This window comes from Rufibacter radiotolerans (assembly GCF_001078055.1).
In the GTDB taxonomy this organism is placed as follows: Bacteria; Bacteroidota; Bacteroidia; order Cytophagales; family Hymenobacteraceae; genus Nibribacter; species Nibribacter radiotolerans.
Genome location: NZ_CP010777.1, coordinates 3,694,334 through 3,712,719, shown reverse-complemented (window position 1 = coordinate 3,712,719; position 18,386 = coordinate 3,694,334). Strand labels below are relative to the sequence as shown.

Here is an 18,386-nt window from a genome sequence, read left to right as displayed (position 1 = left end):
TAAACTCTGAAAGGCTTATTGCCGGCTGAGTTTAAAGGTGTGGATCTTGCCTGGCGTGATAAGGCGCACATAGAAGAACCTTCCGGCCAAAGCCGATGCGTTCACCTCAAAACTGTAGGTTTTAAAGGCCTCGGCGGCGCCGGAGTACACCTGCGTCACTTTCTTGCCATACAGGTCATAAATCTCCAGGGTCACCTTTTCTTCGGCTGTCTCTAACGTGAAGTTAACCGTCAGTTGGTCTGCAAAAGGGTTAGGATATGCCGCCAGAACCGGACCGTTCAGGTTAAGGGCCGATGAGGTTCTGGTGCTTGCCAAAACATCTGTGGTGCAGTTGCCCAGTGAGCCTCCGTTTTTCAGGTGCGCAGGTACAGCACTAGGAGCAATGCAGAGCGGGTTAGAAGGATTTCTGGCGCTGCCGGTAGCGTGGCAAACTAGCACTTTGTCGCCTTTGTTGCCACAGCGCACGTCTATCACCTGCAGGGTTATCTGGGCGCTTTGAGAGCAGCCGTATTCATTGGTAGCTTGTACCGTGAAGGTATAGCTGCCAGCCGTAGTGGGCGTGAAAACGGTGGTGCCAGACGTGGTGGTGCTTAGGACGGCGGCCGGGCTCCAGGCGTAAGTGGTCTGGCCTGGGGCCGAGGAGGGATTGCTGGCAGTGAGCGTTACCTGCTGGGCGCCGTAACCCAAGGCGATGGTATTGTCAGGCAGGCCGGTATAGGTCTGGTCCTGGCGGCTTATGGCAATGGCTGGGGCCGGAAGAAGGCCTACAATGGTAACAGTCGCCGTGACAGAGGCCTCGTTTCCGCTGGCGTCTTTCCCGGTGAGGGTCACAATGTTCTGGCCAATGTTGGCGCAGGTAAAGGTGCTCTTAGACAAGGTGAGGCTGCTTATATCCAGGGTGCAGTTGTCATAAGAACCGTTGTTCACCTCAGAGGCCAGCACGGTCACGGTGCCATTTTGTAGAGAGCGGGTAAGGTTCTGGGCCAGCAGCACCGGTGGCGTGGTGTCTTGTTTCTCCACCGCAAACGAGCAGGAAGCAGACTTGCCCGAGGCATCTGTAGCGGTAAGGGTCACCGTGAAGGCGCCTACTTCAGACACCAGCGTTCCTGCGGCGGGACTCTGGGTGAGGGTGAGGGCGCTGCCGCTGGAAACGTCATCTGTCACGGTCACCAGGCTGCGGTAATCAGGCAGGGCGGCGGTGCATTCTGTGGCCAGCGAGAGGGTCTGGCTCTCCAGGCAGGCAATGACCGGGGCAGTGTAATCGGTGACGTTAGATGGGGCGCTCTCATTATGGAAGCGGTCCACGGCCGTAATGGTGTAATAATAGGTCTTGGAGGCATCTGGCACGCGGTCTCTGAATGTGTTACCGGCAGTAGGCGTAATGGCCAGCAGCTGACTTGTGTTAGTAATATCCAGGGCCGAACTCTCAGAGCGGTACACTACGTAGCGTACTACCTGGTCAAATGGGCTAAGCCCAGTGGGCGAAGCATCCCAGGTGAGCAACACAGAGTCAGCGCTGTGGCGGTTGGCTACCAAGGTGGAAGGTACGGCCGGAGGGGTGGCATCACGCCAGGGCATGCTGGGCAGCAAAGCCGGTTTTTGGTAAAGGTTGGTGCGCAAAGAATCCCGGAAGCCCAGCTTAGTGGCGCTGCGCAAACTACTGGTGTTGTAGACCGCTTGCCCGTATATGTTAGCCAGAGATCTGTTCAACCGCACCTGGTTGGGGATTTGGCTGGGGTTGGCCCAGTAGGTGCCTTGTGCAGGGTCATTCACCTTGTAACCGGCCAGCCCTATATAAATGTGCCGGCCAAAGGAATTGTTGTTCCACCAGGGCACTACCACGCCGTAGTTCGCGCCCGGTTGCCCAATATACCAATACACCTGTGGGGCCAGGTAGTCTACCCACCCTTCCTGCAGCCATTTTTTAGAATCGGCATACAAGGTGACATAATGCTGGAGGCCGCTGGTATTACTGCCGATGTCTGGGTTGGTGCTGTTGCGGTAAATGCCAGACGGCGATACCCCAAATTTTACCCAAGGCTTGAGCACGTCAATGGTGTCATGCACCCGCTGAATGAGCAGGTTCACGTTGTCGCGGCGCCAATCGCCCCGGTCAGTAAAGCCCCGGGAGTACGTGTTGTAAGTGGCATCGTCGTTGAAAGCAGCGCTGGGGTAGAAATAATCGTCAAAATGAATGCCATCCAGGTCATAGCGTTGCACTATATCGGCAATCACGGTCATAATGTAGTTGCGCACCTGCGGAAGGCCAGGGTCAAGGGTGCGCAGGCTGCCTGAGGTAATAAGCCATTCAGGGTGCTGCCTGGCTACATGGTTAAGGGCAAAAGTAGAGAGTTGGTTATAGTTGGCCATAGCGCGGTAAGGGTTGATCCAGGCGTGCAGTTCCATGCCGCGCTTGTGGCATTCATCCAGGGCAAACTGCAGCGGATCCCAGAAAGGGCTGGGTGCCTTACCTTGGGTACCAGTCAAATCAGCGGACCACGGCTCCAGGGTGCTGGCATACAGGGCATCGCTCTGGCTCCTGACCTGCAGGAAAATGGCGTTGATACCGGTGGCCTTGTGGTGATCCAGAATGGAGATCAGGGCTGCCCGTTGCTGGGCCGGGGTCTGAGTCTTGCTGGGCCAGTCAATATTAGCGTAGGTGGCAATCCAGGCGCCCCTGAATTCGCGTTTGGGGGCCTGCGCCTGGGCAAAGGCGTGTAGGGCAAAAAATAGCAGGAAACTGAGTAGAAGTTTTTTCATGCGGGGACTTGTTAGGTGAAAGAAAGTATATTGAAATATATTGGATTTATAATATACTATACCAAGATAAGAAAGCTTTTTAAAATTCTTGCAGAAGAGGTAAAACTATTGAGGTTCAGGAGGATAATCTATTTTCCTGAGTGGCATTTGCCTTTTTTGATTAGATTCGCCTATTTCATTGCCACGCAATTATTCTTTCACCTGCACCCAACCCCATGAACAATCCCATCTGGATCATGACCTCGGCGTTTGATCAACTCACCTTAGACGACATCATACTAAAAGCAAAGGAAGTGGGCGTGCAGGGGCTGGACGTGTGCGTGTTCCGGAAAGACGGTACCCGCGATGATTTCGTGGCCACGCACCTGGACTATATGAACTTTGGGCCGGAAGAGGCGCAACGGGTGCTAGAGAAGTTTAACCGGGCCCAATTGCGGCTCTCGCTGGGAGCGTTTGACAACCTCATAGGAGGAGACCCGGCTCACCGCGTTAAAAACCAGGACCATCTGCTCCGGCTCATCAGGATGGCGCACCTGCTAGGCGGCGATTCCAATGACGTGAAAGTGGGCACATTTGTGGGCTACAACCATGAACTGGGCAACCAGGAAAACGGCTTCCAGAAAAACCTGGACGAGTACGCCCGCGTGTTTACGCCCATCATCCAATATGCTGAGGACCTGGGCGTGACCGTGCTCTATGAGAACTGCCCCATGGAAGGCTGGCGCTCGGCGGGCTACGCCACCACGTTCAATAACCTGCCCGGGGTGCTGGCCGCCCGCAAGCTGATGTATGAGCTCATCCCCAGTCAGGCGCACGGCGAAATCTATGACCCCTCGCATGACGTCTGGCAGCACGTAGACCCCAGCGCTGTCATTAGAAATACTGATATGTCCAGATTGCACCGCGTTCACGTAAAAGGCACCCGAAACGGCAACAGCGTCTTCTGGGGGAATTTATATCCCCAGCAACAAGTTAACCCCGACCTGGCCCAGAAAGCCGGGGTGCCTACCGCCCGGCACGAGTGGGACCGGCATCACTATGAGGCCATGCTTCCGGGCTTCGGGGGCTCAGATAGCATGGATTGGCGGGCCTTTGTGAACACCCTCCAACAGCAGAACTTCACCGGCCCCTTTGAGATAGAGAATGAGGCCGCCCTATCTAAAGGCACTGGCAACCTGGGCGCCATTATGCAGGGCTTTAAAGCAGCCACCCTTTGCCTGGCGCCAATGCTGTGGCCTTTAACGGAGCAGGGGTACCAGTACAATCCAGAAGAGTATAGAGAATTGGCAACCGATGCGAAGAAGGATATCCCGGTCATGACCATGGAGAAACTTAAGCAAAAATAGCTGCCATTTCCCTTTTTACTTTCTTCCGGCGTTTTGGGCCTGTTTTTAAGAAAACAGGCCCAAAACGCCGGAAGACGTACTCCATTAACTTATTCTCCTTTGAGAGTAAGGGGTAAGAATTTAGGTGCCAATTGATAAAGGCGTAGCAGCAGCTCCCTTTCTCAGGTAGCGAATGATGGAATAAGTTGTGCCTGGCACTAGGATGGCCTTAGAAATGAAGCAGAAGATACGTTTCTGGGATGGTTTCCGCCAGCCATTTATGTCAAAGCCTAGGCAAGGTGCCTTTTGGAGTGTTGCCTGTTAAATCAGATATAGGAGAAATTGGGTTTAAGTTATTCCTTAAAAACACAAAGGGCTGTTTAGCTCTCCCTTGATAGAGGAAACCAAACAGCCCTTTTGCATTGCTTGTTTTGCTAATTCAGTTCATGCACACCAGGTTCCGGGCTTATCCCCTGATAGATTTTATTGCCAAAAAAGTCTGAGGTAGGAACCTTTAATTTCATCAAACTCTGGAGATCCAAGCCTTTATTCAGCAAAGGAGAGTCGGGTTTCAGTTTATAGCCTCCAAGTTTCACCAATTGGTAAGGGTCTGTGAGCGTAGTGGTAAATGGTCCGGCAAGCAGGGGGTCCGTATAGATGCCTATCAACTTGCCATCCATCTTTTCCTGTCCGGTAGCTCCGGCCCATGTCGCCAGGCTGTTAAAGCCTCTGAAAACAAGTTCATTGCCTGGGGTAGGCCAATAGACATTGCCTAAGAACTTTTCTCCAGACGTGGGTCCTGTTACAATCTGGCCCTGGCCAATGAAGATGTTGTTATAGAGCCCAAAGCCTTCATTGTTACTGGGGTTAAAGAAAACAACTGCTGGTGAAGTGGTGTTGTAGACAATATTATTATAGATGTGGGCATTCCTGAATTCTCTGCTATCATTGCTTTCATTCCATATGGTAAAGCCTCCATAGGCATTGATTCCATCATTAATACTAATGGAGTAGCGCACGGTGTTATTATCCCAGTCCATGGCACCATTCCATTGGTAAAGACCATATCCAGCCCCTTGGTTCTCATAAGATAGGCAGTACTGGATAATAGAGTTAGTAACCCCTCCGTCAAAATCAAACCCACCACCATCATGTGCGCCTGGGGCCGTTTTGTTGCGGTAACTAATGCAGTTCTGAATAATAACACTGTCGCTGGAAGCAGCCCAAATACCAATAGGGCCATTCCCGGTGCGAGGCATATCCCAGCCGTTGTTAGTGGCGGTGCAGTAATCTACCAGTGCACCCTTAGTAAATTCTACTAAGATGCCGTTGCCGCTGTGGTTGTCCAAGAGAGTAGGGTCGCCGGGGTTATTGTCAGTTGTGCAGCCTCGTAGGGTGATATTTCTGGAGCAGTCCTCTTCTTTGTCTGGGTAAAGGTATTTTCCTCCGCGTAGAGTATAGTCTCCGGTTACATAAATGCCGCTATAGCCATTGTGCTTGGCCACCACCTTGATTACCTCTATATTTTTACAACTGTAAAGCAACAATCCTGATTTTTGGAATCCTTCAGTTGTTACTTCTTCTATAATGCCATTGGAAGCTCTCTCCACTTTAATGCCATTGGTGGTATTACCTTCCTTTCTTCCGGCCCCCTTTGCATGAAGGGCTTTTAATTTAAAGAAATTACTTTTGATAATGGCGGCTTCCTTATTGCCGCCCTCTATGGTAGCAACTCCAATCCCGTAACTGGTTACCGTGATTGGTTGCTGTTTTGTGCCACTGTCCTCTGCGTCTAATAATAGCGTGCCTTGAAAAATAGCTCCTCCTTCCAGATACACCGTTTCACCAGGTTCAAGGTTAATGGAATTGATCTTTTCTAACGTGCGCCATGGTAACTCTTTCGTTCCAGGATTCGCATCATTCCCGTTCTTGCTCAAGAAATAGCCTTTGGCCGCCACTGCGACCGGCAATGGAGTAGTTGGCGTTGGCTGGTCGGTCTCTGGGTCCAGAGTTGAACTACAGGAAAGTAAAAAAGTGAGTGAAGAGAAAAGGAGCACATAGGAAAGGGATAGGCTCTTTTTTAAAAGAAATAAATAGTTAAGAGGGTAGATTTTAGTCATATAAACTCATGAGGTATTTTGATGTAAAGAAAGCGTAAGGGGGCGAATGTGTTCTTTTTTGGAAACACATTAGTGGAAAAGGATATTCAAAAATTTATAAGAAAGGAGTAATGCTTATTTATTCATGTTGTAAAAAAAATATTGATAAAATTATATTAATATCTATGCTGAGAGTGGTGTTGTTTTGTTTTACTATAAAAAGTCTAAAGTCTGCTGCAAATATATAGGCTTTTTCATTAGGTTGGTTATGTGCTAAATGCAAAAATGAAAAATATTTTTATTCTTCAGCTGAACAGTTTAAAATATTAATTATCATATATATAGAAGAAGGTAAAAACTTGGTTTAAGTAATAGCGGGATAGGGTTAAAAGCGCTTTAAGGCTCTGAAGTGAATAGGTGACAGATCATACCTGAAGTTAGATATGTGTACCGGAATTTGTGTAACCCACTACAAGGTAGAAACAGTGGGTTTAATTAATTGTATGCACTTAAAAAGCTACTAAGTTGTGGTTAACTGCCTGCAATCAAAATACTTGGTTTTGCTAGATAACCATCTGTAGTATCAATTTCAAATCAAAGTTGCCTTGGGAACTTCCAGAATAGAAACTTTGGCTTACGTAGTGTTTATTCAGTTGATGCCCGGTCCCTACTGCATGTATAAAGTGTGATTAATTGCTTCCCTCTTGACCTGTTTCAGGTTTAACCTGATTAATATTATCTGGGTCAATCAGTATTTTAATAAGTATTAGTTAAAAGTGTAGAAGAGGTGACAAGGTTAGAAATACCTCATTTCCTGTTCTGGTTCTATGGCGTCACCCCTTTAATTTTTTCTTTCCTTTTCATGACTACCTACTAATGAGTAATTAGTAGATAACTATGAATTAATTTTCAAAAATATCGTTACAGTTATATTAAATGTTAATATTTTTAAAATATATACTTTCCTGAATAGTTGTTTATTAAAAATTATTACCCTCATGGAAGAGTATAAGAAAGGCGTTTCTGTCATTGTATGTTGTTATAATAGCGCCAGAAGGCTACCGCAGACCTTAACCCATTTGTTTGCTCAGCAGGTACATGAGGGTATACCATGGGAAGTGTTAGTTATTAATAATGCCTCTACTGATAACACCAGAGAGGTGGCTCTAAGCATATATAAGGACAGTAAGGCGGAGGTTTCTTTTAAAATCATTTATGAACACCAGCCAGGTCTGAATTTTGCCCGGGCTGCCGGCCTTCGAGAATCTGCTTACGAGTACATGGTTTGGGTAGATGATGATAATTGGCTCCAACATGATTATGTGGAAAGGGCCTTCCATATCATGGAAGACAATAAGCAGATAGGCGTTTTGGGTGGTCTGGGTATGCCGGTTTTGGAAATTGATCCGCCTGCCTGGTTTGAGAAATATAAGCTAGCCTACGCCGCAGGCAAACAGGCAAGCCAGCCAGGGGAGATCAAAGATTATGGGTTTTTGTACGGGGCCGGTGCAGTCGTTAGAAAATCAGCTTGGTTAGAGGTCCTTCAGGCAGGTTTCCAAAGTATCCTGACCGACCGCAAAGGGTCAGATCTGCTGTGCGGTGGGGATGTAGAACTGGAGAACGCTATGCGGCTGGCGAATTATAAACTTTGGTACGACGATAAACTGGTATTCAAACATTTTATCCCTAAAGAAAGGCTGAATTGGGACTTCATCTTACGCTCAACCAAAGGCAGCGGGGAGTCTGATATTTCAGTAGCGGTATTTTACTTCATATTCAGGAATTCAAACCTAAATGATACAAGGTTTAGGTATTTGTACTACAAGCGATTGGTTTGGCTTTTGGGGCAAGTAGTAAAAAGCCCAATAAGTTTTTATCATTTTATATTCAATAAATACAGTACCCAGGATTGGAACGTGATTGAAGTGAATAGGAATGTGGCAAACCTAATATCTTCCTTCAAGAACCGTAAAACGGCATTTTTTGCTTTTAATAATATCACAAGTTATAGAAGGAATATTCAGTATAACTTAATTGCCAAGGGTAGATAACGCTAATGGGGAAGATTTATGGAGCCAGTTGTGTCAGTTGTTCTGCCGGTTTACAATTGTGAAGAGTATATTCACGATGCTGTAAGTAGTGTACTACGTCAGTCGTTTACTGACCTTGAATTGATTATCGTGGATGACAAATCCACTGACAATACTATTGGCATAATTAAGAAGTTTAAGGACTCCCGCATCAAGTTGCTGGAGAACAGGCAGAATATAGGGCGTGCCGGTTCTGACAACAATGCCTTGCCCTTCGTGCAAGGAAAATATATCGCTAAAATGGATGGTGACGATATTTGCCATCCTCAACGGTTGGAGAAGCAAGTTGCTTTCCTGGAAAAGTATTCTCAGGTTAATGCCGTTGGAACCTGGATTCAGTGTTTTGGTAATAGCAATTATTTGCATCAATATCCTTCAGGTCCTGCGCATATTATGTGTAGAACATTATTTGGGATGCCCATCGGGAACCCTTCTGCTATGCTAAGAAGCGAACTGTTTTTTGAACAGGGTATGCGCTATGATAATTCACTGAGGCAGGCCGAAGATTATGATTTTTTTGCCAGGTATACTGAACAGTTATGCGCAGATGTTCTGCCTGAACCCTTGATGCATTACCGCACTTATGCGAATGCCAGCCGGGAATGTATTGTTTTTGAGAGGAAGAAACAGGTAGATGCTATAAGAAGGGAGTTCCTGACAAGGCGGGGGTTTGCCTTAGCTGAATCTGAGTTTGCTTTATTAGATATCCTGTATAATTTAGACCAGCCCTTGGCACCGCACACGTTAGAAGAAGTAGCCAATCTGTTTAATAAAATTCTTGTCTTAAATGAGGAGAGCAAAACTTTTGATGAGGCTGCTCTGCAAAGCTTTTTGGCTTCCCGGTGGTTTTATGCTTGTTACCATTATCCGCAAAAAAGACTAAAAAGCCTAAAGGAATATTTCACTCAAAATATAAGTGACTATTGTTCTGTTTCCTTTCTGCTCAAATTAAAAATGGTGTGTAAAGGTATTTACCATTTCTAAAGTGGTTATCTTGAATAAATGGTTTTCGACTTAAATTGGTATGCTCCCTAAAATCCCTAATAAAGGAACTAGCTAAAAGCAATCTGTCTGAAATTTATATTTAGGAATGGAATATCCTTCAAGCCAAGATTCAGATAAGGAATGGACTTTAATAATTAAGCCACAGGTTTCCTGGTTTAAGCTTGATTTACAGGAGGTCTGGCGTTACCGGGACCTGGTAGTGATGTTTGTAAAGCGCGATTTCGTAGCCATTTATAAGCAGACGATCCTAGGGCCGCTGTGGTATTTGCTGCAGCCAGCTCTAACAACCATTATGTTTATTCTGGTGTTTGGTAAGATGGCGGGTATTCCTACCGATGGCGTTCCTCCCGCGGTTTTCTATCTATCAGGGTTAGTACTCTGGAATTTCTTTTCTTCCTGTATCAATAACATATCCGTTACTTTTTCAGCTAACGCAGGGCTGTTTGGGAAAGTCTATTTCCCAAGGTTAATTGTTCCTATTGCAAGCACCATATCGGCGCTGATAAGTTTTAGTATTCAGTTTGTTTTGCTTCTGATGGTCGTGGCGTATTTTGCCATTGTGCAGGATTATTCTATTCAGATTTCAGGCGCATTGCTTTTAATTCCATTGGTGCTCTTGCTCGTGGGTACTTTGGGCTTAGGGCTTGGGGTCATCGTTTCCTCTTTAACCGCTAAATACCGTGATCTGACTTATCTGGTGTCTTTTGGGGTGCAACTGCTAATGTATGCTACGCCTATTATCTACCCACTTTCCTTTTTAAGCGGAAAATATAAGCCTTTAATATTGTTTAACCCGCTTTCCAGCTTTGTTGAATTGTTTAGGTATGCTTTATTAGGAGTAGGCGAATGGAACATTTGGTATATAGGGTATAGCGTTTTCTTCACTGCCATGACTTTACTGGGTGGCATATTGATATTCAATAGAGTAGAGAAAAGCTTTGTGGACGTTATCTGATTATAGATATGGGAGATGTGGCCATCAAAGTAGAGGGACTTGGTAAGAAATACCAGTTAGGCACCATTGGAACAGGAGCGCTCAGAGGAGATTTAAGTCAATGGTGGGCGTCTGTAAGGGGCAAAGGGAATCCCTATGCCTCGTTAGAAAACGATGAATCTTCTCTTTCAAAGAAGGGGGATTTTTGGGCATTACAAGATATTAACTTTGAGATAAAGCAAGGCCAGGCCGTTGGTATTATGGGAAGGAACGGAGCGGGCAAATCAACCTTGTTAAAGATTCTGTCCAGGATTACCAGCCCCACCACCGGCGAAATAAGAATAAAAGGGCGGATTGCCAGTCTGCTGGAAGTAGGTACCGGCTTTCACCCAGAACTCACTGGAAGGGAGAATATCTTTCTGAATGGTGCTATTCTGGGGATGACTACCCGGGAGATTAGAAGCAAGCTGGACGAAATCATTTCCTTTTCTGGGGTAGAGCAACACATAGACACGCCGGTGAAACGCTATAGTAGCGGAATGTCGGTTCGGTTAGCCTTTGCAGTGGCGGCCCATCTGGAGCCGGAGATCCTTATTATAGACGAAGTATTGGCGGTTGGGGACGCTGACTTCCAGAAGAAATGCTTGGGGAAAATGGGTGAGGTAACCGGAGAGGGCCGAACCATCCTTTTTGTGAGCCATAACATGCAGGCCATTACCAACCTTTGTCCCGAGGCTATCTGGTTACAGGATGGACGGCTTCACGCGAAAGGGGACAGTAAGCAGCTGGTAAGTAGTTATTTATCTGTTTCTCAAAACAAGTTATGGTGCCAGCATTGGGATACTTTAGATAATGCCCCTGGGAATGCATCCATTAAAATTGTTTCAGTAGAGCTAATTCCTGACCTACCGGATCCATTAATGCCTATCAATACTAGTACCCCTATTACCGTTAGGTTTAAGATATATAATTACTGTCAACAACTTAAGCTCACAGCAGATCTGCTTTTGTTCACAATTGCCGGCGATTGTGTGTTTGATGTACCTACTCAGGGGGGTATTTACCCCGAGGGCTATATAGAGGGGGAGTGTACCGTGCCCGGCAATTTTCTGAATGATGGCTCTTATTATTTCTCCCTTTATTTTGGGAAAGATACTTCCAAAGAGCTTTTTTACTTCAAAAACTGTCTGGCATTTGAAGTGGAAGATTGTCGCGAAAGTATGGACTGGTACGGGAAATGGTGGGGGTGGGTACGCCCTAGGTTCCCCTTTGCCATGAAACCCGTTCCAGTAGGTTTATCTGCGTCTGCTTTCTAATCATGAATACATTGGATAAAAGGCCAATAGCCAATCTGATATCTGTTGTTATCCCCTGCCATAACCACGAGCGATATTTGCCGCAGGCCATTGAAAGCGTCCTGGCACAGCAGGTTGACCGAGTAGAGATAATAATAGTGGACGACGGGTCTACGGATGGGAGCAAAGCAGTAGCAAATAGGTTTCCCGGGGTCACATATATTTATCAGGAAAATCAGGGGCCATCTGCCGCACGCAACACTGGGTTAGACCATTGTAGGGGAGAGTTTGTGGTCTTTCTAGACGCAGATGATTGGCTGGTAGAGGGGGCTTTGTCAACCAATGCACGCTATTTGCAGGAAAATAACCACATTGCATTTGTTTCAGGAGCCTACAAAGATTTCTACGAGAGCCGGCAGCAATTTCTTTCCTTCCAAACCTCTGTTAGCGACAGGCATTTTGTGCATCTCCTGGAGCGTAATTATATTAGTATGATTGCGGCTGTGATGTTCCGGAAAGAGGTGGTAGAACACTATCGATTTGACCCCTCGCTAAGGGCATGCGAAGACTATGATTTGTACTTACGAATTGCCAGAAACCACCTCATTTTGCACCATCAGGAGTTTATTGCCATTTATCGATTCCATGAAGCAAATACCTCTTACAATTTCCGGGAAATGTTGGAAGGGAGCTTGAAAGCCTTGCAGCGGCAAAAAAGCTATTTAAAATCCAGTGTAGAGAGGGAGGCCTGGATTAGAGGAGTAGCATATTGGAAGGAATATTATACAAAAGAAGCGCTCAAAAGTTTGTTTATAGCATTAAATAAAAACAGCCAAAACAATAAAAAAGGTGAAGAAATGTTGCTTTTGGAGTACGATAAGCATTTGTACTTAAAATACTTAAAAGCCAAGGCCTGGTTATTGATAAAATCGGTTTTGAACAGGGCGTTAAAATAAGATTTATTAAATGGTTTATTTAATAAGAGATATCAAAGCCACTTACTAAGAACTTTATTTTCTTGGCAGTATTTCTTTTAGTCTTTCAATCTAGTTCATGGATACCTGGCTCTGGAGCAATACCTCTGTAGGCAGGATTGCCAAAGAAGTCTTGAGCCGGCAGTTTGAGCTTGAACAGAGTCTGCAGATCTAAACCTTTGTTCTTAACAGGGGAGTCTGGGTGTAAGCTGAACCCGGAAAGGGTACGCAGTTGGGAAGGTTCAGATAGGGTGGTGGAGAGAGGGCCCATGAGGAGGGGATCGGCGAACAATCCCACCAATTTACCTTCCAACTTCTCCTGCCCGGTGTAATTGGCCCAATCTTGTAGGTTGCTATAACCTTGGAAAGGAATTGGGCTCCCTGACATATTCCAATAGGTGTTGCCCAAGAACTTGTCACCCGAGGAGGGCCCACTTATAATCTCATTTTTGGCAATGAAGATATTATTATAGAATCCAAAGTTTTCTTTGTCCCTAGCTGTAACAAAGTAAACTGCGGGAGAAAAATTATTTAAAACAATGTTATTGTAGACTTGGCAATTTCTGAATAGTTTGGTGTTGTCAGTTCCATTCCAAGTAGTTATACCTCCATATTTGACTGGATTAGTAACGCCTTTAACTGCATCATCTATACTGATAGAGTATCGGACAATATTATTTCCCCAGTCCATTGCTCCATAGTATTGATAAAGCCCATAGCCTGCTCCTTCGTTCTCATAGGATAGACAATACTGAATTATAGAGTTGGTCATCCCTCCGTCTAAAGCAAAGCCTCCACCGTCAGCTGCCCCTGTAGTTGTTTTGTTCCTGAAACTGATAGAGTACTGTATGACTACACTGTCGCTGGAGTGAGCCCATATCCCAACTGGTCCATTTCCGGATCGGGGCATGTCCCAGCCATTATTGGTTGCGGTGCAATGGTCTATTAAAGCGCCTTTCGTAAACTCCATTAATATCCCGCTGCCACTGTGGTTGTCAAATACAGATGGGTCTCCAGGGTTATTGTTTGCAGTACAATCTTTTAAAATTATGTTTCTGGAGCAATCTTTATCCTCATCAGGATACTGGTATCTTCCATTGCGGGAAACATAGTCACCTGTCACGAATATTCCACTAAAGCCATTGTTTCTGGACACAACCTTAATAGCCTTAATGTTCTGACTGCTATAAAGCCACAACCCTGAGTGCTGAAAGCCTTCCACAGTCACTTGCTCTAAAGTTCCCTGGTTTGCTCTTTTTACCTCTATTCCATTGGCCTTGTTTCCTTCCTTGCGGCCTGAGCCTTTAACGTTAATGGTTTTTAAGTGGAAGTAGTCGCTAAGTATAATGACTGCCTCTTTATTTCCCCCATCTATAGTTGCTACCCCGTTGCCGTAACTGGTAACCATCACGGTCTTACCCTCAATACCGTTGTCCAGAGAGTCAAGTATAAGAGTGCCTTGGAAAGTAGTACCACCTTCCAAATAAACTATCTCCCCTGGTTCCAAGTCCACAGAATTTAATTTCCCCAGAGTACGCCAGGGCTTTTCCTTAGAGCCAGGATTGGCATCATCGCCTTGCTCGCTTAGATAGTATCCTTTAGCTTCTGGTAGCACAGGCGGCTTTGGAGTAGGGTCATCCACATCAGGCATTGAATTGTCATTACAGGAAAAAAGAAGCATACCTAATGAAAAGGAAATCATTACAATGTGTATCACCAATGTCCTGCAAAGCTGTACAGAGTGAATTTGTGGAGTTTTTTTCATCTATATAGAGTTTCTAAATTCTTAAAAATCAAAGCATACATTAACTGACTTGTATTTAGGGATTAATGTTTCATTATATGAATATTATAATCTAAATATTGCTTTAACCTCTTTCTGCTGTTGAATTCCACGTGCTAGAAGGGTCTAGTTTTTATTAAATCTTCAGATGAGTGGCTCAAGTCCCTTTAAGTGCAGGATAATGTTGTCTAATAGTATACAGATAGTATACAGAAAGCCAGAGCGTTAACAAGAGCCAAAGAGGATAAAGGCCCTTGTCGAAAACTTTATGCCTGCGGGTGCATTTAGTTCGTAAAAGTCGGTGCTTGTATTAAGTCAGGTACAAAGTATAATCCTTATAAACCTCCTCCTTAGCTTTCTTAATAGATTTAAAGATTAATGATTACTGCCCAAACTTTAAGAATACCATTATAAGGCAAAAGATGAAACTACCATTAATACTTTAATAGGTTTTCAAGAAACGCCTACTTTGCGAAGGCGTGGGTATTTATCTCCCATTCTATGAAAGACATTGTTACAGATGCTAAATCTTGAAATAATGGTGTTAGTTTTTGTCACCTGGAGATTTTGGAGTGGAGGATAGTTGCGTTAAAAATTAAATATTGATACTTTAAGTGATATGTATAAAAAGGAGTGCGTTTTACATATAATATAATACTCCCTTGGTAGACAGAATCCCATATTCCCCGCCTTTAATTGCTCCAAAAACTTCGGAAAGTAATAGACCTTTGTGGTCTGTCATGATCCCTGTATATAACTGTTCTAAATATTTAGAAGAAACTTTAGAATCTGTTTTGCAACAAGGGTATTCACTACAGGAAATGCAAATTGAAGTAGTGGATGATGCAAGCACAGATACAGATGTGGAGAAGTTGGTGCATGCCATTGGAAAGGGAAGGATAAGTTATTACAGGCAAATCTCAAACGTAGGATCCCTGCGTAATTTTGAGACATGTATAAACCGTTCTCAGGGGGAGTTACTACATATATTGCATGGGGATGATAAAGTAAGGGACGGATTTTATAAGAAGTTAGAATCATTATTTACTTTATCCCCTGAAGTAGGGGCTGCCTTCTGTAGATACAGTTACATAAATGCCCAAGGGGATAACTTGTTTCTTCAAGATAGTGAGATGGAAGCAGATGGGATTTTGAATAATTGGTTATTTAAAATAGCTGAGCACCAACGAATACAATTTGCGGCAATAGCAGTTAGAAGAGAAGTTTACGAAAAATTAGGGTCTTTTTATGGTATTACATATGGTGAGGATTGGGAAATGTGGGTTCGTATTGCGCGGCATTACCAAGTAGCTTATACCCCAACCGTTCTTGCTGAATATCGAAAGCACTCAACTTCTATATCTGGGCAGAAGTTGCAAAATGCTCAGTTATTGAAAGATATTAGAAAAGCAGCGGTATTTATAAATCAACAACTTCCTAAGGGAAGCAGAAAGGCTGTTTTGGCTAAATCAAAAAAATACTATGCTAATTTCGCTATCGTAGAGGCTAACATAATATGGGAAGACTTGCATGACAAACAAGCTGTAAGAGCGCAAATAAGGCAAGCCTTAATAACTAGTTTCAACATTCAGCTTGTTTGGAATTCTATTAAACTATTTATTAAAACTATGTTATAAGGCTTCTTTTAATCATTGCAGTAATGGAAGAAAGCACTAGGCGTAGCTTTCGGTGCCTGCTACTGGCTGTGCCTTCTGGTTGAGCCGCCTGAGTGCAGTGTCTGTCTGCGCGCGCTCGCCACTTTCCTGGTCCTTAGAGTCCCGAAGTTCCGCACCAGCATCCGCAGGGGCAGCTACTTGCCCAAAAGCCGGCAGCTGACCCTTGCACACTCAATCAGCAACTTCCTGCCGCAGTCGCGGCATAAAGACACTGCTTGCCTTTGCGCATTATGCCTTTTGCTATCATCATGCTATGGCAGCTAACCTTGATAGTAATCTCAAACACAACCTCCTGTCAATCCTCTTGCTTCCATACTTATTCCACAATCATACATTGTTTACCACAACTAATCTCTCATGACCATGGAGAAGCTAAGTCAGAAATAAAGGCCTGTAATCATACTTACCCCTAGTAGCCCCCGTCGTTTCGGGCCTGTTTTCTCAAAAACAGGCCCGAAACGGCGGGGGCTTTTTTTACACGGCACCAAGCCGAAAGTATGTTACAAAGCCTGAAACCAAGCCCAGTGCTCCTGCACAACGGTTTCCCCTTATAATGTTTGTAGATTTTCTGTAACGTTTGGAGATTTTGCCGGAAGGTGCTTGTGTATTTACAAATTAAAAATTAGAATTAAGAACTCATTGTTTTATTGCCAAATTGGCAAGGCGCCCGCTGGTGAAAAGGAATTGTCTCTTTTACTAGGCCACAAGACAATGGAACCGCAGACGCTTCTCTTACCAATCTTATAAGTCATGTCCAAGAATACGTACGATGCCATAGTCATAGGTTCTGGCATCTCGGGGGGCTGGGCCGCCAAAGAGCTCACCCAGAAAGGCCTCAAAACCATTATGCTGGAACGCGGGAGAAACATAGAGCACGTCAAAGACTATGTGAACGCCACCAAAGACCCCTGGGAAATTGCCCACCGGGGCAAAAACACCCAGGAGATGATCCACAACTATCTGGTGCTGAAACGTGACTATACCCTTAATGAGGCCAACATTGACTTCTGGGTGAACGAGAAGGAAAGCCCGTATGTGGAGACCAAGCGCTTTGACTGGTACCGGGGCTACCACGTAGGCGGGCGTTCCCTTACCTGGGGCCGCCACAGCTACCGCCTGTCAGACCTAGACTTTGAGGCCAATGCCAAAGACGGCATTGCCGTAGACTGGCCCATTAGGTACAAAGACCTGGCCCCGTGGTACAGCTATGTAGAGAAGTTTGCCGGCATCAGTGGCTCCAAAGAGGGCATTCCACACCTGCCAGACGGCGAGTTTCTGCCGCCTATGGAATTGAACTGCGTGGAGAAAGACGTGGCTGCCCGCATTAAGTTGCATTACAAAGGCAACCGGCACATGATCATGGGCCGCATTGCTAACCTCACTGTGCCGCACAATGACCGCGTGAACTGCCAGTACCGGGCCAAATGCTGGCTGGGTTGTCCGTTTGGCGCCTACTTCAGTACCCAGAGTGCTACGTTGCCGGCGGCCGTAGCCACGGGTAACCTTACCGTGCGGCCCTTCTCCATTGTCACCAAAATCCTGTATGACAAAGACTCCAAAAAGGCCAAAGGGGTAGAGGTGCTGGACGCCGAGACCAACCAAACCTATGAATACTTCGCCAAGCTGGTGTTCTTGAATGCTTCCACGCTTAACTCCACCTGGGTGCTCATGAACTCGGCTACCAATGTGTGGGAAGGCGGTTTGGGCAGCAGCAGCGGCGAACTGGGCCATAACCTCATGGACCATCACCTCAAGGTTGGTGCCAGCGGCGATGTAGACGGCTACGAAGACAAATACTATTTCGGCCGCCGGCCGAGCGGGCTGTACGTGCCCCGGTTCCGGAACGTGAACGGCGACAAGCGTGACTACATCAGGGGCTTTGGCTACCAGGGCAGCGCCAGCCGCACCGGCTGGAACCGCGACGTCGCCGAGCTGGGCATTGGAGCCGACCTGAAAGACGCACTCTGCGAACCAGGTGCCTGGAAGATGGGCATTGGCGGCTTCGGGGAGATTCTGCCTTACCATGACAACAAGATAACCCTGAGCAAAACCAAAAAAGACAAATGGGGCCTGCCCGTGCTGGACTTTGACAGTGAGATCAAGGAAAACGAGCGCAAGATGCGCCTGGACATGGCCAATGACGCCAAAGAGATGCTGGAGATGGCCGGGCTCAAAAACGTGAAGGCCTATGACAACGGCTACGGCATGGGCCAGGGCATCCATGAAATGGGCACCGCCCGCATGGGCCGTGACCCCAAGACGTCGGTGCTCAATGAATGGAACCAGGTCTGGGACGCCAAAAACGTGTTCGTGACCGACGGGGCCAGCATGACCTCGGCGGGTTGCGTGAACCCGTCCCTTACCTATATGGCCCTGACCGCGCGCGCCGTAGACCATGCCGTGAGCGAACTGAAAAAGAAAAACCTCTAACCCGCAGCAATCAAA

General features: G+C 46.0%; 11 protein-coding genes. 8 read left to right on the top strand and 3 right to left on the bottom strand.

All coding sequences use genetic code 11. The features are described 5' to 3' along the window. Positions 1–15: 15 nt before the first annotated feature. On the bottom strand, positions 16–2,760 hold the full coding sequence (locus TH63_RS15015) for a family 10 glycosylhydrolase (protein WP_048921658.1): 2,745 nt from the start codon (positions 2,758–2,760) through the stop codon (positions 16–18). A gap of 215 nt (positions 2,761–2,975) precedes the next feature. Between TH63_RS15015 and TH63_RS15005 the strand changes: the two genes are divergently transcribed. Next, complete coding sequence (locus TH63_RS15005) at positions 2,976–4,106, top strand: sugar phosphate isomerase/epimerase family protein (protein WP_048921656.1); 1,131 nt, start codon at positions 2,976–2,978, stop codon at positions 4,104–4,106. 413 nt (positions 4,107–4,519) lie between these two features. Here TH63_RS15005 and TH63_RS15000 read toward each other — a convergent pair whose 3' ends face one another. Further along, positions 4,520–6,142 carry a right-handed parallel beta-helix repeat-containing protein gene (locus tag TH63_RS15000; protein ID WP_197088569.1) on the bottom strand — a complete coding sequence of 541 codons (1,623 nt, stop codon included), beginning with the start codon at positions 6,140–6,142 and terminating at the stop codon, positions 4,520–4,522. A 1,040-nt stretch (positions 6,143–7,182) separates the two neighbouring features. Between TH63_RS15000 and TH63_RS14995 the strand changes: the two genes are divergently transcribed. The 5 genes from TH63_RS14995 to TH63_RS14975 all read left to right on the top strand — a co-directional run bounded on the left by TH63_RS14995 (position 7,183) and on the right by TH63_RS14975 (position 12,464). Next, the gene (locus tag TH63_RS14995) at positions 7,183–8,235 is read left to right on the top strand and encodes a glycosyltransferase (RefSeq protein ID WP_048921654.1); all 1,053 of its coding nucleotides are present in this window, start codon (positions 7,183–7,185) and stop codon (positions 8,233–8,235) included. An 18-nt stretch (positions 8,236–8,253) separates the two neighbouring features. Continuing rightward, positions 8,254–9,258, top strand: coding sequence for a glycosyltransferase family 2 protein (locus TH63_RS14990; protein ID WP_048921653.1), 1,005 nt, complete (start codon positions 8,254–8,256; stop codon positions 9,256–9,258). A gap of 106 nt (positions 9,259–9,364) precedes the next feature. Continuing rightward, entirely contained in the window at positions 9,365–10,234 is an 870-nt protein-coding gene (locus TH63_RS14985) for an ABC transporter permease (protein WP_048921652.1), read from the top strand. 8 nt (positions 10,235–10,242) lie between these two features. Beyond that, the gene (locus TH63_RS14980; RefSeq protein WP_048921651.1) at positions 10,243–11,529 is read left to right on the top strand and encodes an ABC transporter ATP-binding protein; all 1,287 of its coding nucleotides are present in this window, start codon (positions 10,243–10,245) and stop codon (positions 11,527–11,529) included. A 2-nt stretch (positions 11,530–11,531) separates the two neighbouring features. Beyond that, entirely contained in the window at positions 11,532–12,464 is a 933-nt protein-coding gene (locus tag TH63_RS14975) for a glycosyltransferase family 2 protein (protein ID WP_053093828.1), read from the top strand. Between the two features lie 85 nt (positions 12,465–12,549). Here the strand turns inward: TH63_RS14975 and TH63_RS14970 are convergent, their stop codons facing one another. Further along, positions 12,550–14,247, bottom strand: a complete 1,698-nt coding sequence (locus TH63_RS14970; RefSeq protein WP_082161727.1) for a right-handed parallel beta-helix repeat-containing protein — start codon at positions 14,245–14,247, stop codon at positions 12,550–12,552. A gap of 680 nt (positions 14,248–14,927) precedes the next feature. Between TH63_RS14970 and TH63_RS14965 the strand changes: the two genes are divergently transcribed. After that, positions 14,928–15,902, top strand: a complete 975-nt coding sequence (locus TH63_RS14965) for a glycosyltransferase family 2 protein (protein WP_048921649.1) — start codon at positions 14,928–14,930, stop codon at positions 15,900–15,902. A 789-nt stretch (positions 15,903–16,691) separates the two neighbouring features. Next, the gene (locus TH63_RS14960) at positions 16,692–18,371 is read left to right on the top strand and encodes a GMC oxidoreductase (protein ID WP_048921648.1); all 1,680 of its coding nucleotides are present in this window, start codon (positions 16,692–16,694) and stop codon (positions 18,369–18,371) included. The last annotated feature ends 15 nt before the right edge of the window (positions 18,372–18,386 follow it).

Excerpts from the sequence above, each read along its gene's own strand:
- TH63_RS15015 (WP_048921658.1), bottom strand. The coding sequence starts at position 2,760 with ATGAAAAAACTTCTACTCAGTTTCCTGCTATTTTTTGCCCTACACGCC.
- TH63_RS14995 (WP_048921654.1), top strand. The coding sequence starts at position 7,183 with ATGGAAGAGTATAAGAAAGGCGTTTCTGTCATTGTATGTTGTTATAAT.
- TH63_RS14985 (WP_048921652.1), top strand. The coding sequence starts at position 9,365 with ATGGAATATCCTTCAAGCCAAGATTCAGATAAGGAATGGACTTTAATA.
- TH63_RS14970 (WP_082161727.1), bottom strand. The coding sequence starts at position 14,247 with ATGAAAAAAACTCCACAAATTCACTCTGTACAGCTTTGCAGGACATTG.
- TH63_RS14980 (WP_048921651.1), top strand. The coding sequence starts at position 10,243 with ATGGGAGATGTGGCCATCAAAGTAGAGGGACTTGGTAAGAAATACCAG.
- TH63_RS15005 (WP_048921656.1), top strand. The coding sequence starts at position 2,976 with ATGAACAATCCCATCTGGATCATGACCTCGGCGTTTGATCAACTCACC.
- TH63_RS14990 (WP_048921653.1), top strand. The coding sequence starts at position 8,254 with ATGGAGCCAGTTGTGTCAGTTGTTCTGCCGGTTTACAATTGTGAAGAG.
- TH63_RS14975 (WP_053093828.1), top strand. The coding sequence starts at position 11,532 with ATGAATACATTGGATAAAAGGCCAATAGCCAATCTGATATCTGTTGTT.
- TH63_RS14960 (WP_048921648.1), top strand. The coding sequence starts at position 16,692 with ATGTCCAAGAATACGTACGATGCCATAGTCATAGGTTCTGGCATCTCG.